This is a genomic window from Luteimicrobium sp. NPDC057192, from assembly GCF_042670205.1.
Classification (GTDB): domain Bacteria; phylum Actinomycetota; class Actinomycetes; order Actinomycetales; family Cellulomonadaceae; genus Luteimicrobium.
In genome coordinates this window covers 1-14,714 of record NZ_JBHUWD010000036.1, presented here as the reverse complement: position 1 = coordinate 14,714, position 14,714 = coordinate 1, and the positions used below count along the sequence as shown (strand labels likewise).

The window sequence follows — 14,714 nt, the reverse complement described above, 5'->3', positions numbered from 1 at the left end:
TACCCCGGATGCCGGTCTACTTCGCGAGGTACCCCGGATGCCGGTCTACTTCGTGAGGTACCCACGGCCGGGATGCTTCGTGAGGTGGCTGCGCTCAGTCGCGCTGCTGCCACGTGCACAGGCACGACCGGTTGCCCTCGGCGTCCGCCAGCACCCAGAAGGCGGGGGCGGCGGCGTCGTCGACCGTCCCGCCCGCCGCGAGCGCCGCGTCGATGCGCGGCTGCACCTGCGACGGTGGCACCCAGACGTCGAGGTGCCACCGCTGGCGCGGCTCCTCCGAGCCCGAAGGCTGGAACCAGACGAGGGGCTGAGCTCCCGCGGGGTCACGGAGCTCGTCGTCGATCCCGCGGCGGTGCTCGTAGGCGAGGAACGCCTCCCAGAACGGCTGGATGCGCGCGTGGTCGGGGGAGTCGAGCCCCAGCTCGACCCGGGACACGTCGGTCTCGTCGGGCGTGAGGTCCCGCACGGCCGCGGCCTCGGTGATCCGCCGCGCCAGCTCGACGTCCCGGGCCGTGAGGCCGCCCGCGTCGTGGCTCGTGAGGGCGACGTCGACACGCGTGTAGCGCAGGTCCACGTCGGGGTGGTGGTTCGCCTCCTCGGCGAGCGCGCCGATCGCGTCGACGAGCTCGAGGCCCGTCGCGAAGTCGGGTGTCGCGAACCGGGTCACGAGGACCCCGCCGAGGTTCGCCCAGCCCGTGGGGGCTGCGTCGTCGACCTGTTGTCCGGTGAGCGTCGTCATCTCCCCATCGTGGCGCGGCCTGCCCGCGTGGGCACCTCGCCGGACCCGCGCGGCGCCGCGCCGTCTCGACGTGCGGACACGCACGTGCACGGGGGGTTCCCTCGGACGTACGCGCCTGTACGCTGGCGCGCATGACGAGCGACCTCTCCGGCATGCGCCTGTTCACCTCCGAGTCGGTGACGGAAGGACACCCGGACAAGGTCTGCGACCAGATCTCCGACGCGATCCTCGACGCGATGCTCACCCAGGATCCCGGCGCGCGGGTCGCGGTGGAGACGCTCGTGACGACCGGCCTCGTCCACGTGGCCGGCGAGGTCACGACGACGGCGTACGTCGAGATCCCGCAGATCGTCCGCGAGGTCGTCAAGAGCATCGGCTACACGTCGTCGGACATCGGGTTCGACGGCGACTCGTGCGGCGTGTCCGTGTCGATCGGGCAGCAGTCCCCGGACATCGCGCAGGGCGTGGACAAGTCCGAGGAGGAGCGGGACGACTCGTCGGGCCCGTCCGTGACGCGTGACCCCTTCGACGTCCAGGGCGCGGGCGACCAGGGCCTCATGTTCGGGTACGCCTGCGACGACACCGCGACGCTCATGCCGCTCCCGGTGTTCCTGGCGCACCGGCTCGCGGAGCGGCTCGCCCTGGTCCGCAAGGACGGCACGCTCCCGGGCCTGCGGCCCGACGGCAAGACGCAGGTCACGGTGGCGTACGACGGCGACCGCCCGGTCGGCATCGAGACCGTGGTGGTGTCGGCGCAGCACGACGAGAAGACCATCCAGTCGGAGCTGCGCGAGCAGGTCCGTGAGAGCGTGATCGAGCCGGTCCTCGCGGCGCTCGAGCTCCCGGACGGCGCGAGCCTCGAGGGGCCGCGCCAGGTGTTCGTGAACCCGACCGGCAAGTTCGAGATCGGTGGGCCCAAGGGCGACGCGGGGCTCACGGGCCGCAAGATCATCGTCGACACGTACGGCGGGATGGCACGCCACGGCGGCGGCGCGTTCTCGGGCAAGGACCCGTCGAAGGTCGACCGGTCGGCGGCCTACGCGATGCGCTGGGTCGCGAAGAACGTCGTGGCCGCGGGTCTCGCGCGCCGGTGCGAGGTCCAGGTCGCGTACGCGATCGGGCGTGCCCACCCCGTCGGCCTGTACGTGGAGACGTTCGGCACCGAGACCGTGCCGGTCGAGCGCATCCAGGCGGCGATCCGCGAGGTCTTCGACCTGCGTCCCGCGGCGATCATCGCGGACCTCGACCTTCTGCGGCCGATCTACCGGCGGACCGCGGCGTACGGGCACTTCGGGCGCGAGCTCGACGGCCTGACGTGGGAGCGTACCGACCGCGTCGACGCGCTGCGCGCCGCCGTCTGACCGGGCGGGCTGCCCCGCCTGTGCACGTGGCGCCCCGGGGCGGGCGCGGCGTGCTGGGATAGGGCCATGGGAGCGGAACCGGTCGAGCAGCTCGCGCTGCCGGGCCTCGAGACGGCCGGCACCCCACGCGGGGCGAGACGTCGACGCGTAGCCGAGGGCGGCATCCCGCTCGCCGAGGAGCTTCCGGTCGCGCGGGTCGCGCTCGAGCTGCCCCCGGCCCACCTCGACCGCACGTTCGACTACGCCGTCCCGGCGGACGCGAGCGACGCCGCCCAGCCGGGCGTCCGGGTCAAGGTCCGGTTCGGCGGGCAGGACGTCGGCGGGTACGTGCTCGAGCGCGCGGAGTCGTCCGAGCACGGGGACCGCCTGGTCCCGCTGCGCCGCGTGGTCTCGCCCGAGCGTGTCCTCACGCCGTCGGTGCTCCGGCTCGCGCGCACCGTGGCGGACCGGTACGCGGGCACGCTCGCCGACGTCCTCCGTCTCGCCGTGCCTCCTCGGCACGCCCGCACCGAGCAGGCGGCGCACGCCGACGCCGCCGACGCCGACCTCCCCGCCCTGGCTGCGGCGCCCGGGGAATGGCGTGCGTACCGGGGCGGGGTCGCGCTCCTGCGCCACCTCGCTGCCGGTGGCGCGCCGCGCGCGGCCTGGACGACGCTGCCCGGACCGGACCCGCTCGTCGAGACGGGTGCGCACTGGTCGGCCGCCCTCGCCGAGGCCGTGCGGGTCACGGTCGCCGGGGGACGCGGCGCCCTCGTCGTCCTGCCCGACGCGCGGGACGTCGCCCGCCTCTCGCGCGCCCTCGAGGCGCGCGGGCTCGGGCCGTGGGTGCCCTCGACCGGGGGCCGGGTCGCGCACCTCACGGCCGACGACGGGCCGTCGGCCCGCTACGCGCAGTTCCTCGCGGTGCTGCGCGGCGACGTCCGGGTGGCGATCGGGACGCGCGCCGCTGCGTTCGCGCCCGTGCCGGAGCTGGGGCTCGTGGTCTGCTGGGACGACACCGCCGAGACGCACGCCGAGCCGCGCGCCCCCTACCCGCACACCCGGGAGGTCCTCGCGCTGCGCGCGGAGCTCGAGCGGTGCGCGTTCCTCGTGGGCTCGCACGCCCGCACGACCGCGACCCAGGCGCTGGTGTCCCGCGGCTGGGCCAAGGACGTCGTCGCGCCGCGGGCGGTCGTGCGCGAGCGGACCCCGCGGGTGCGGGCGCTGACGTCGGTCGAGCTCGCGAAGGAGGGCCCGGGTGCCGCGGCGCGTCTTCCCGCGCCTGCGCTGCACGCCGTCCGGCAGGCCCTCGAGGCCGGTCCGGTGCTCGTCCAGGTCCCGCGCAGCGGGTACGTCCCCGTGGTCGCGTGCTCGCGCTGCCGGACCCCCGCGCGCTGCGCGACCTGCCATGGGCCGCTCGGCCTGTCGGGCGCGCGCACGGACCCTCAGTGCCGCTGGTGCGGCCGGCTGGCCGCGGACTGGACGTGCGACGAGTGCGGCGCGCACGGCCTGCGTGCGACGTCCGTGGGCTCGGGGCGCACGGCCGAGGAGCTCGGGCGCGCGTTTCCCGGGGTCACGGTGCGGGTGTCGGGCGCGGCGACGGGGGTGCTCGACACCGTGCCGGCGCGGCGCGCGATCGTCGTCTCGACGCCCGGCGCCGAGCCGGTCGCGACCGGTGGTTACGCGTGCGCGCTGCTGCTCGACGCCGCCGCGAGCACGGCCGGTCGTGGTCTCGGCGTGGCGCAGGACGCGCTCGCCCGGTGGCTCGCCGCGGCCGCGCTCGTCCGCGCCGCACCGGACGGCGGCACGGTTCTCCTCGTCGGCGACGCGGCCCCCGCGCCCACCGGGGCGCTCGTGCGCTGGGACCCTGTCGGGCTGGCCGCGCGCGAGCTCGACGAGGTGGCGGAGCTCGGTCTGCCGCCCGCGGTGCGCATGGCGTCCGTCGAGGGGGAGCGCACCGCGGTGTCCGCCGTCGTCGGGCGCGTCGCCCTGGCCACCGGGGACGCCGTGCTCGGCCCCGTGACGCTCGACCCGGTGTCCACGCAGCGCCCGGGTCGCGCGCCCGACGACGGCGCGCTCGTCCTGCCGGGCGCCGAACCCGTCCGGGTGCTCGTCCGTGTGCCGTGGGAGGAAGGCCGCGAGCTGGCGCGCCAGCTGGCGACGTCGCTCGCCGTGCGCAGCGCGCGCCGCGAGGGCGGCGACCTCCGTGTCCGGCTCGACCCGAAGGAGATCGTGTGACCATCGAACCCGCTGCCGACCGCCAGGAGCCCGTCGAGGCCGTCCTGTTCGACCTCGGGAACGTGCTCGTCCGGTGGGACCCGCACGGCGCGTTCGAGGGGATCGCCTCGCGCGACGACGTCGAGCGGTTCTTCGCCGACGTCGACTTCCCCCGCCTCAACCTCCGCGCCGACGCCGGCCTGTCGTGGGCTGACGTCCGCGACGAGGTCGCCGCGACGCACCCGCACCACGCGCCTCTCATCGACGCCTACGTGACCCGCTTTGCTGCGACCCTCGCGGGGCCGGTCCCCGGCAGCGAGGACGTCGTGCGGGAGCTGCGGGCGCTCGGGCTGCGGCTCTACGGGCTGACGAACTGGTCGGCGGAGACGTACCCCCACGGGCCCGTCGCGGCGCCCGCCATCGGACTGCTCGAGGACGTGCTCGTCTCGGGCCGCGAGGGGCTCGTCAAGCCCGACCCCGCGATCTTCGAGCGCGCGGCCGAGCGGTTCGGGCTCGACCCGGCCCGCACGGTCTTCGTCGACGACTCTCCGGCGAACGTCGAGGCGGCCGCGCGGGTGGGCTTCGTCGCGGTGCGCTTCACCACGGCGGGGGCGTTGCGGCGCGACCTGCGCGGCCTCGGGGTCAGCCTCGCGGGGTCGTGATCACCAGGACGGCCGTCGCGCCGTCGGGTCCCGCCTCGTAGGAGTGCGCGACGTCGCTGGTCCAGCTCACGTGCCGCCCCTGCGGCGCGTCGTGCACCTCGTCGCCGTCCTCGCCGTGGCGGACGACCCGGAACCGCCCGCGCGTGGTCACGAGGTGCTCGACGACGCCGGGTGCGTGCGCGGGAGACCGACGCGCCACGCCGGGGTCGTGCTCGAGCGTGTAGACCTCGACGGTCGTGCCGTCGTCCTCGGTGCGCACGTCGAGCAGCCTGCTCCGGGCGCCCTCGCCGTCGACGACGCTGCCGGGCGCGTCGCCCAGGAGGTCGGCGAGCGTGACCCGGAGCGGTCCCGCGAGCGCGTAGAGGCTCGCGAGCGTGGGGTTGCGGCGCCCCGCCTCGAGCTCGGACAACAGGCCTTTGCCGACGCCCGCGTGCGCGGCCAGCGCTGACAGCGAGAGCCCGCGGCCTTCACGGAGCTGCCGGATCCGGCGGCCCACGCGGAGGGCGACGTCGTCGCTCGGGTCCGGGTGCTCGTGCGCTGCCACAGGCTCAGACTATCGTTCCGTATATGGAACGCTCCCGGGTCGCCCGCAGCGACCGGTCCCGGCCGGTGCTCGCGGGCGTCGTCACTGCTCTCGTCGGGTTCTCCAGCTCGTTCGCGGTGGTCATCGCCGGGCTCCGGGCTGTCGGGGCGACGCCGGCGCAGGCCGGCTCCGGGCTTGCCGCGCTCTGCCTGGCCCAGGGGATCGGGATGGTCCTGCTCTCGTGGCGGCACCGGATCCCGCTCACGCTCGCCTGGTCGACGCCCGGCGCGGCGCTGCTCGTGAGTACCGGAACGGTCGCGGGAGGGTGGGCCGCCGCCGTCGGGGCGTTCGTGCTCGTGGGGGTGCTCGTGCTGGTCACGGCCGCATGGCCGCGGCTGGGGGCGCTCGTCGGGCGGATCCCGGTGCCGGTCGCGCAAGCCATGCTCGCGGGCGTGCTCCTGACCCTGTGCCTCGCTCCCGTGCGCGCTCTCGCCTCCGAGCCCGCGTTCGTGGTCCCGGTGGTGGTCGTCTGGCTCGTGCTCCTGCGGCTCGCGCCGCGGTGGGCGACGCCGGCCGCCCTCGCGCTGACGCTGGCCCTCGTCGTGGTCGACGAGCTCCGGCACGGCGGGCTCCCGGGCGCGTCGGTCGGGCACCTGGTCTGGACGACGCCGCACCTGACCTGGCAGGCCGTCGTCGGGCTGGCGGTTCCCCTGTTCCTCGTCACGATGGCGTCGCAGAACGTCCCCGGCGTCGCCGTGCTCGGGACCTTCGGGTACCGCGTGCCGTGGCGGTCCGCCATGACGGTGACCGGGATCGGCACGGTGCTCGCGGCGCCGGTCGGTGGGCACGCCGTGAACCTCGCCGCGATCACCGCGGCCCTCGCCGCCTCGCCCGACGCCGCCCCCGACCCGCGCCGCCGCTGGCTCGCGGCGCACGTCGCCGGCTGGTGCTACGTGGTGCTCGCGCTCGCCTCGACGTGGCTCGCGGCGCTCGTCGCCCTCGCGCCCGACGGCGTCGTGGAGGCCGCTGCCGGGCTGGCGCTGCTCGGCAGCCTCGCGGGCGCGCTGCGGGGGGCGTTCGTCGCGGACGGGCCGCGCGAGCCGGCGGTCGTGGCGTTCGTCGTCGCGGCGTCCGGGGTCGCGCTCGCAGGCGTGGGTGCGGCGTTCTGGGCGCTGCTCGCGGGACTCGTCGTCGGAGCGGTGCTGCACCGTTCGGCGCCCACCTCCGCCGCGGCCGCGACCACCGACGACGCTGCCCGCCCGTAGAATCGGGCCCATGCGCCTCCTCTTCGCCGGGACCCCGGACGTCGCCGTTCCGTCGCTCGAGGCGCTCCTCGGCTCGCGCCACGAGGTCGTCGCCGTGCTCACGCGTCCCGACGCCAGGGTGGGCCGAGGCCGGGCCCTCACCCCGAGCCCCGTCCGCGTGCGCGCCGAGGAGGCCGGCCTGCCCGTGATCACGGCGCGGCCGCGCAGCGAGGGCTTCCTCGACGTCCTCGCCGGCCTGCGCGTCGATGCCGCGGTCGTGGTCGCCTACGGCGAGATCCTCCCGCGCGCCGTCCTCGACGCCGTCCCCCACGGCTGGGTCAACGTCCACTTCTCGCTCCTCCCGGCCTGGCGCGGGGCCGCCCCCGTGCAGCGCGCCGTCATGGCGGGCGACGAGGTCACGGGCGTCTCGACGTTCCGGCTCACGCCCGGACTCGACGAGGGCCCGGTGTTCGGGACGATGACCGAGACCGTGCGGGCGCGTGACACGTCCGGCGATCTCCTCGGCCGCCTCTCGACCGCGTGCACCCCGTTGCTCCTCGGGACGCTCGACGCGATCGAGGACGGAACCGCGACCCCCGTGGAGCAGCCCGCCGACGGCGTCAGCCTCGCTCCCAAGATCACCCCCGACGACGCCCGCGTCGTCTGGAGCCGGCCCGCCCTCGCGATCGACCGGCTCGTGCGCGGCTGCACCCCGGCGCCGGGGGCGTGGACCACGGCGCCCGACGGAGGACGGCTCGGGCTCGGTCCCGTCCGGCCCCGCACCGACGTCACCGACCTCGCCCCGGGCCAGGTCCGGACCGGGAAGCGTGAGGTGCTAGTCGGCACCGCGACCCACGCCGTGGAGCTCGGCAACGTCGCGCCCGTCGGCAAGAAGCACATGGCGGCGGCCGACTGGGCGCGGGGAGCGCGCCTCGGCGGCGACGCCGTGCTCGGTGCGGAGGCGGCCGCGTGAGCGGCCAGGGCGGTCGCGGGGGCTACGACGGCCGCGACTCGCGCGGGCGCGAGCGGGGCGCCGCACGACTGCGCGGAGACCGGAACCGCAGCTCGCAGGCGCCGTCGCAGCGCCGCCGCGCGGCGGACCCCGCGCGGACCGCGGCGTTCGACGTGCTCCGCGACGTCGACGCGTCCGACGCCTACGCGAACCTCGTCCTGCCGCCGCTGCTGCGCGAGCGACGCATCGAAGGCAGGGACGCTGCCTTCGCGACCGAGCTCGCCTACGGCACGCTCCGGCTCCGCGGCCGGTACGACGCGATCCTGTCGCGGTGCTCGTCACGGCCCCTGGCCGAGACCGACCCGCCGGTCCTCGACGCGCTGCGGCTCGGCGCGCACCAGCTCCTCGGGATGCGGGTCCCGCCGCACGCGGCCGTCTCCGAGACCGTCGGGCTGGTCCGCGACCGGGTCGGCAGCGGCGCGGGACAGTTCGTCAACGCGGTCCTGCGGCGCGTGGCGGAGCGCGACCTCGACGCCTGGCTCGAGGAGCTGCGGGTCACCGCTCCCGACGAGACGGCCGCCCTGGCCGCGACGCAGAGCCACCCGGCGTGGATCGTCCGCTCGCTCCGTGAGGCGCTCGTCGGCAACGGGCTCACGGCGGACGACCTGCCGGCGCTCCTCGAGGCCGACAACACCGCGCCCCGTGTGACGCTCGTCGCGCGGCCCGGCCTCGCCGACCCCGACGAGGTCCGGTCCGACGCGCACGGCGCCGCCGGACGCTGGGCCCCGACCGCCGTCGTGCTGCCCGGCAGCGACCCCGCCGCCGTGCCCGGCGTCACCGAGGGGCGCGTGGGGGTGCAGGACGAGGGGAGCCAGCTCGTCACGCTCGCCCTCGCCGCCGCGGACGTCGACGGTGCCGCGGGCGCGGGGGAGCGCTGGCTCGACCTGTGCGCCGGGCCGGGAGGGAAGGCGGCGCTGCTCGGCGCGCTGGCGCTCGAGCGGGGTGCGACGGTCGTCGCCAACGAGGTCGCGCCGCACCGGGCGCGGCTCGTCGAGCGGTCCGTCCGCGCGGTGCGCGACGCGGTCACGGAGGTCCGGACGGGCGACGGCCGCGAGGTCGGGACGCTCGAGCCGGGCGCCTACGACCGCGTGCTGCTCGACGCGCCCTGCACGGGCCTGGGTGCGCTGCGCCGCCGCCCGGAGTCCCGCTGGCGCCGCACGCCCACCGACCTGCAGGACCTCACCGCGCTCCAGCGCGAGCTCCTCGCCTCCGCGCTCGACGCCGTCCGGCCCGGCGGGCTCGTCGCCTACGTGACGTGCTCGCCGCACCTCGCGGAGACGCGGGTCGTCGTGGACGACGTGCTGCGGCGCCGCGACGACGTCGAGCGCGTGGACGCCGCCGAGGCGGTGCGCCGTGTCGCGGGCGAGGCGATACCGCTCGCCGACCGCCTCGACGTGCAGCTGTGGCCCCACGTCCACGGGACGGACGCCATGCACCTCACGCTGCTGCGCCGTCGGGCGGCCTAGCGACGCCCCGCCGGGGCGCGGTCAGGCGACGCGCTCCGGCGTGAACTGCATCCGAGGGTGCGCGTACGCCTCCTGCGACTCGACGAGCTGGAGCTCGCGCTCGCCCGACTCGTGGGTGCGCGTGAGCAGGTCGAAGACGCTCGAGGTGGTGCGCGCGAGGGCGTCCGCGAGGTCGCCCGTGCGGCGGTAGTGCGCCGTGAAGAGCGCGGCCGTCACGTCGCCCGAGCCGTTGGCCTTCATCGGGATGTAGGGGGTCGTGACGAGCCACGCGCCGCTGTCGTCGACGGCGAGCATCTCGATGGTGCCGTCCTCGCGGTCGGGGCGCTCGACGCTCGTCACGAGGACGGTGCGAGGCCCGGTGGCACGGACCAGCTCGACCGAGGCGAGCGTGGACTCGAGCGTGTCCGGCTCGGTGCCGGTGAGGAAGCCCAGCTCGAACTGGTTGGGCGTGATGATGTCGGCCGCCGGGACCACGCGGTCGCGCAGCAGCACGGGGATCGCGGGGGCGACGAAGCAGCCCGACTTCGCGTTGCCCATCACCGGGTCGCACGAGTACACGGCGTCGGGGTTGGCGGCCTTGACGCGCTCGACGGCCTCGAGGATCACGTCGGCGATGCCCTCGCCGCCCTGGTATCCCGAGAGGACGACGTCGACCTGGGGGAGGACCCCGCGCTCCTCGATCCCTCGGAGGACCTCGCGCACGTCGTCGGGGCTGATGAGGGGGCCGCGCCACTGGCCGTAGCCGGTGTGGTTCGAGAAGTTCACCGTGTACACGGGGAGCACCTCGACGCCGATGCGCTGGAGCGGGAAGACGGCTGCCGAGTTCCCGACGTGCCCGTAGGCGACCGCTGACTGGATCGAGAGGATCTTCACGCCCCGATCATCCCACCGCGGGCGGCGCGCCCGCGGCGGTCGTCCGCCCCTAGGCTGGGCCGCATGGCAGCCCTCATCGCCCCGAGCATCCTGTCCGCCGACTTCGCGAACCTCGAGCGTGACCTCGGGAAGATCGCGACGGCCGACTGGGCGCACGTCGACGTCATGGACAACCACTTCGTGCCGAACCTCACGATCGGCCTGCCGGTCGTCGAGCGGCTCGTCCAGGTGAGCCCCGTCCCCGTGGACACCCACCTCATGATCGAGGACCCCGACCGCTGGGCCCCGGGCTTCGCCGAGGCCGGCGCGCAGTCCGTGACGTTCCACGCGGAGGCCGCCACCGCCCCCGTCCGGCTCGCGCGCGAGCTGCGGCGGCTGGGGTCCCGCGCGGGCCTCGCGCTGCGCCCCGCGACGCCCGTCGAGCCGTTCCTCGACCTGCTCTCCGAGATCGACATGCTGCTCGTCATGACGGTCGAGCCGGGATTCGGCGGCCAGTCGTTCATCGACGGCACGCTCCCGAAGATCCACCGCGCGCGGCGGGCGATCTCGGCCGCCGACCTCGACGTGTGGGTCCAGGTCGACGGCGGGGTCTCGCGCTCGACGATCGAGCGCGCCGCCGACGCAGGCGCGAACGTCTTCGTCGCGGGCTCGGCGGTGTACGGGGCCGACGACGTCCCGGCGGAGATCGACGCGCTGCGGCAGCTCGCGTCGGGGCACGCGCACTGACACGTCGTCCCAACAGGCGGTCACAGGGCCGCTCGTGCCCGGCCGGGAACACGGCGTGTGGCATCATCGTTAGCAAGCAACGAGCACGTGCTCCGGGGTCGGTGAAAGTCCGAACCGGCGGTGACAGTCCGCGACCCGTCCAGCAGCCTCGACCGAGGCAGCGGGGCGGTTGACCTGGTGGAATTCCGGGACCGACGGTGAAAGTCCGGATGGGAGGCAGTGCGTGCGGGGCGTCGTCGTGACGTCCCGTGGTGCGGGGTGCCATGCCTGACGTGGCGCACCCGGGCCTCGTCCGACCCCCGGAGCAGGTGCGCCGACGCACCGCCCGGAAGGACCGCCCGCACCGCCATGACCGACCACCCCGCCGCCGCGGCACCCCGCGCCGTCGCCTCCGTCGACGACGCCATGGCGCACGCCGTCGAGCTCGCGACCCGCGGGCCGTCCTGGGGTCCGAACCCGCGCGTCGGGTGCGTGCTCCTCGCGCCCTCCGCCGCGGGCGCGCCGGAGCGGACCGTCCTCGCCGAGGGCTGGCACCGCGGCGCGGGCACACCCCACGCCGAGGCGGCGGCGCTGGCCGCGGCGCGCGAGGCGGGCGTCGACGTCCGGGGCGCGACCGCGGTCGTCACCCTCGAGCCGTGCAACCACACCGGTCGGACCGGTCCCTGCGCCGTCGCGCTCGAGCAGGCCGGCGTCGCCGAGGTGGTCTACGCGGTCGCGGACCCGAACCCGGTCGCGGCCGGGGGAGCGGAGCACCTCGCGAGCCGCGGCGTGCGGACCGAGCTCCGCCCGACGTCGGCGGCGACCGAGCTCACCCACGCCTGGGCCACGGCGGCCGCCGCGGGCCGCCCCTACGTGATCCTCAAGACGGCCACGACCCTCGACGGGCGCGTCGCCGCCGCGGACGGCTCGAGCCGATGGATCACCGGCCCCGAGGCGCGCACTCACGCGCACGAGGTCCGCGCGACCGTCGACGCGATCGCCGTCGGCACGGGGACCGTGGCGGCCGACGACCCCGCCCTGACCGCCCGCCGGCCGGGCGGCGGTCTCGCCGCGCACCAGCCGCTGCGCGTCGTCGTCGGGCGGCGCGACGTTCCCCCTGCCGCCCGGCTGCGGACCGAGGAGGGCGGCGCGCTCGTCCACCTCGCAACGCACGACGTGACCGAGGTCCTCGCCGCGCTCGCCGCGCGCGAGGTCCGCACCCTGCTCGTCGAGGGCGGGCCGCGGCTCGCCACCGCGTTCCTGGACGCGGGCGTCGTCGACGAGCTGCACGCCTACGTCGCGCCCGTGCTGCTCGGGGCCGGCCGGGGCGCCGTCGGCGACCTCGGCGTCACGACCCTCGCGGACGCGCCCCGCTGGCGCACGCACGACGTGCGCCGGCTGGGGGACGACGTCCTGCTGACGGCGCGCACGCATCCCTCTCCCTCTCGCCCAACTGCACAGGAGGCCTGATGTTCACCGGGATCGTCGAAGAGGTCGGCGAGGTCGTCGGGATCGAGTTCCCCGACGGACCCGAGAAGGACGCGGTGCTCACCGTGCGCGGCCCGCTCGTGACGTCCGACGCCGGGCACGGCGACTCGATCGCCGTCGACGGTGTCTGTCTCACCGTGACGTCGCTCGGGTCGGCCGGCCCGGGGACGTTCAGCGCGGACCTCATGCCCGAGACCCTGCGGCGCACGGCCCTCGAGAAGCTCGCCCCGGGCCGCGGCGTCAACCTCGAGCGCGCGCTGCGGGCCGACGCCCGCCTGGGAGGCCACGTCGTCCAGGGCCACGTCGACGGCATCGGCACGATCCGGGAGCGGGTCCCCGGACCGCGGTGGGACGAGGTCACGGTCGCGACCTCGCCCGACGTCGCGCGCTACCTCGCCGAGAAGGGCTCGGTCACCGTGAGCGGGGTCTCGCTCACGGTCACCTGGGTGTTCGACGACGCGTTCGGCGTCTCCCTCATCCCCACGACCCTCGCCGACACCACCCTCGGGCGGCTCGGTACGTCCGACGTCGTCAACCTCGAGGTCGACGTGCTGTCGAAGTACGTGGAGCGCCACCTGCAGCACCTGCAGGTCGCGGCCGCCCCCGCCACGACCGAGGAGCGGGCATGAGCGCCGTCCGGCTGGCCACCGTGGAGGAGGCCCTCGAGGAGCTGCGCGCCGGCCGTCCCGTGCTCGTCGCGGACTCGCCCGAGCGCGAGAACGAGGTGGACGTCGTCCTGTCGGCGCAGGCCGCGAGCGCCGAGTGGGTCGCATGGACGATCCGGCACTCGAGCGGGTACCTGTGCGCGCCGATGCCGACGTGGCGGGCGGACGCGCTCGAGCTGCCGCTCATGGTGCCGCAGTCGCAGGACCCGCGGCGTACTGCCTACACGGTCACGGTCGACGCGGCGACGGGGGTCACGACGGGCATCTCGGCCGCGGACCGCACCCGCACGCTGCAGGTCCTCGCGGACACGGCGAGCGGGCCGTCCGACCTGATCCGGCCCGGCCACGTGCTGCCGTTGCGGGCGGTGCCGGGCGGGGTGCTGCACCGGGCGGGCCACACCGAGGCCGCGGTGGACCTGTGCCGCCTGGCGGGAGCCGGCGTCGTCGGCGCGATCGCCGAGCTCGTGAACGACGACGGCACGATGATGCGGCTGGGCGACGTCGAGGAGCTGGCCGAGCGGGACGGGCTGCTGATCCTCACCATCGCGGACCTCATCGCGTGGCGGCGCGAGCACGACCCGGTGAGTGCGAGCGAGGCGGCGCCGGGCGACGGCGCACGGGTCCCGCGGGTCCGCGCCACGACCGAGGCCTTCCTCCCGACGGCTCACGGGCACTTCCGGATCCACGGGTACCGCGACCTGCGGACGGGGGCGGAGCACGTCGCGCTCGTGCCCGCGAACCCGCCGCTCGAGCCCGCCGAGACGCCCGTCGTCCGCGTGCACTCCGAGTGCCTGACCGGGGACGCGTTCGGGTCGCTGCGATGCGACTGCGGCCCCCAGCTCCACGCCGCCATGGAGACGGTGACACGCGAAGGCGGCGCGGTCGTCTTCCTGAGGGGCCACGAGGGGCGCGGCATCGGGCTGCTGGCCAAGGTCCACGCGTACGCGCTGCAGGACGCCGGGCTCGACACCGTGCAGGCGAACCTCGAGCTGGGCTGGCCCGTGGACCGGCGCGAGTACGGGGCCGCGGCCGCGATCCTCGCTGACCTCGGGCTCGACCGGGTCGAGCTGCTCACCAACAACCCGGCCAAGGTGTCGGGGCTGACCGCGAGCGGGATCGACGTGGCGTCGACGCGCCGGCTCGAGGTGGGGCGCTCCGTCTACAACGACGCTTACCTGCGCACCAAGAAGACCCAGATGGGCCACCTGCTGGAGTCCATCACCGACAACGACACGGAGGAGCACGCATGAGCGGCGCCGGAGCACCGACCATCCACACCGACGGGACCGGCCTGCGGGTCACGGTCGTCGCGGCGAGCTGGCACGACGTCGTCATGGACGGCCTGCTCGCGGGCGCTCGCCGTGCCCTCGCGGAGGCGAACGTCACGGACGTGCGGGAGATCCGCGTGCCGGGCACGTTCGAGCTGCCCGTCGCGGCGGCGCGCGCGGCGGCGACGTCGGACGCGGTCGTGGCGCTCGGCGTCGTGATCCGCGGCGGGACCCCGCACTTCGAGTACGTCTGCGAGGCGGCCACGCACGGGCTCACGGACGTCGCCACGCGGACGGGCGTGCCCGTCGGGTTCGGCGTGCTCACCTGCGACGACGAGCAGCAGGCGCTCGACCGCGCCGGCCTGCCGGGGTCGAAGGAGGACAAGGGTGCCGAGGCGGCCGAGGCGGCCGTCGCGACCGTCGTCGCGCTCCGCGCCCTCTGACCGCCACCCCCTCCCCGTGAGTGCGTACTTCTTGTGCGACACACCGGGCGTGTCGCACAAGAAGTACGC

General features: G+C 75.9%; 14 protein-coding genes and 1 riboswitch. Of the genes, 11 read left to right on the top strand and 3 right to left on the bottom strand.

What is annotated here, in order from left to right; translation table 11 throughout:
- Window positions 1–94: 94 nt before the first annotated feature.
- A complete protein-coding gene (locus tag ACFT5B_RS15840; protein WP_386799940.1) occupies window positions 95–739 on the bottom strand; it encodes a 4a-hydroxytetrahydrobiopterin dehydratase in 645 nt (214 codons plus the stop codon).
- Between the two features lie 131 nt (window positions 740–870).
- Between ACFT5B_RS15840 and metK the strand changes: the two genes are divergently transcribed.
- The 3 genes from metK (at window position 871) to ACFT5B_RS15825 (ending at window position 4,958) form a co-directional block, all read left to right on the top strand.
- Window positions 871–2,100: a methionine adenosyltransferase gene (metK, locus tag ACFT5B_RS15835; RefSeq protein WP_386799938.1), complete on the top strand. Its 1,230-nt coding sequence runs from the start codon at window positions 871–873 to the stop codon at window positions 2,098–2,100.
- 66 nt (window positions 2,101–2,166) lie between these two features.
- Window positions 2,167–4,317 carry a primosomal protein N' gene (locus ACFT5B_RS15830; protein ID WP_386799936.1) on the top strand — a complete coding sequence of 717 codons (2,151 nt, stop codon included), beginning with the start codon at window positions 2,167–2,169 and terminating at the stop codon, window positions 4,315–4,317.
- Window positions 4,314–4,958 carry an HAD family hydrolase gene (locus tag ACFT5B_RS15825; protein WP_386799934.1) on the top strand — a complete coding sequence of 215 codons (645 nt, stop codon included), beginning with the start codon at window positions 4,314–4,316 and terminating at the stop codon, window positions 4,956–4,958. Before ACFT5B_RS15830 ends, ACFT5B_RS15825 begins: the two co-directional genes overlap by 4 nt.
- On the opposite strand, the gene ACFT5B_RS15820 is transcribed toward ACFT5B_RS15825, so the two are convergent.
- On the bottom strand, window positions 4,939–5,502 hold the full coding sequence (locus tag ACFT5B_RS15820; protein WP_386799932.1) for a helix-turn-helix domain-containing protein: 564 nt from the start codon (window positions 5,500–5,502) through the stop codon (window positions 4,939–4,941). The two genes, ACFT5B_RS15825 and ACFT5B_RS15820, sit on opposite strands and share 20 nt — an antisense overlap.
- A 23-nt stretch (window positions 5,503–5,525) precedes the next feature.
- On the opposite strand from ACFT5B_RS15820, the gene ACFT5B_RS15815 reads away from it, so the two are divergent.
- The 3 genes from ACFT5B_RS15815 to ACFT5B_RS15805 are packed head-to-tail and all read left to right on the top strand — an operon-like array spanning window position 5,526 to window position 9,203.
- A complete protein-coding gene (locus ACFT5B_RS15815) occupies window positions 5,526–6,746 on the top strand; it encodes a benzoate/H(+) symporter BenE family transporter (RefSeq protein ID WP_386799930.1) in 1,221 nt (406 codons plus the stop codon).
- Window positions 6,747–6,756: 10 nt separating this feature from the next.
- Window positions 6,757–7,698: a methionyl-tRNA formyltransferase gene (gene fmt / locus ACFT5B_RS15810; protein WP_386799928.1), complete on the top strand. Its 942-nt coding sequence runs from the start codon at window positions 6,757–6,759 to the stop codon at window positions 7,696–7,698.
- Window positions 7,695–9,203 (top strand): RsmB/NOP family class I SAM-dependent RNA methyltransferase, encoded by a 1,509-nt coding sequence (locus ACFT5B_RS15805; protein WP_386799926.1) that lies wholly within the window; start codon window positions 7,695–7,697, stop codon window positions 9,201–9,203. Before fmt ends, ACFT5B_RS15805 begins: the two co-directional genes overlap by 4 nt.
- A 21-nt stretch (window positions 9,204–9,224) precedes the next feature.
- On the opposite strand, the gene pdxY is transcribed toward ACFT5B_RS15805, so the two are convergent.
- Window positions 9,225–10,076: a pyridoxal kinase PdxY gene (gene pdxY / locus ACFT5B_RS15800; RefSeq protein ID WP_386799924.1), complete on the bottom strand. Its 852-nt coding sequence runs from the start codon at window positions 10,074–10,076 to the stop codon at window positions 9,225–9,227.
- A gap of 63 nt (window positions 10,077–10,139) precedes the next feature.
- On the opposite strand from pdxY, the gene rpe reads away from it, so the two are divergent.
- The 5 genes from rpe (at window position 10,140) to ribH (ending at window position 14,645) form a co-directional block, all read left to right on the top strand.
- On the top strand, window positions 10,140–10,802 hold the full coding sequence (rpe, locus tag ACFT5B_RS15795; protein ID WP_386799922.1) for a ribulose-phosphate 3-epimerase: 663 nt from the start codon (window positions 10,140–10,142) through the stop codon (window positions 10,800–10,802).
- Window positions 10,803–10,885: 83 nt separating this feature from the next.
- Window positions 10,886–11,029: riboswitch (FMN riboswitch) on the top strand.
- 121 nt (window positions 11,030–11,150) lie between these two features.
- Window positions 11,151–12,251, top strand: coding sequence for a bifunctional diaminohydroxyphosphoribosylaminopyrimidine deaminase/5-amino-6-(5-phosphoribosylamino)uracil reductase RibD (gene ribD, locus ACFT5B_RS15790; RefSeq protein ID WP_386799920.1), 1,101 nt, complete (start codon window positions 11,151–11,153; stop codon window positions 12,249–12,251).
- Window positions 12,251–12,898, top strand: a complete 648-nt coding sequence (locus ACFT5B_RS15785; protein WP_386799918.1) for a riboflavin synthase — start codon at window positions 12,251–12,253, stop codon at window positions 12,896–12,898. Before ribD ends, ACFT5B_RS15785 begins: the two co-directional genes overlap by 1 nt.
- Window positions 12,895–14,184, top strand: a complete 1,290-nt coding sequence (ribA, locus tag ACFT5B_RS15780; protein WP_386799916.1) for a GTP cyclohydrolase II — start codon at window positions 12,895–12,897, stop codon at window positions 14,182–14,184. The genes ACFT5B_RS15785 and ribA overlap by 4 nt, the downstream gene beginning before the upstream one ends.
- Window positions 14,181–14,645, top strand: a complete 465-nt coding sequence (ribH, locus tag ACFT5B_RS15775; protein WP_386799914.1) for a 6,7-dimethyl-8-ribityllumazine synthase — start codon at window positions 14,181–14,183, stop codon at window positions 14,643–14,645. Before ribA ends, ribH begins: the two co-directional genes overlap by 4 nt.
- The last annotated feature ends 69 nt before the right edge of the window (window positions 14,646–14,714 follow it).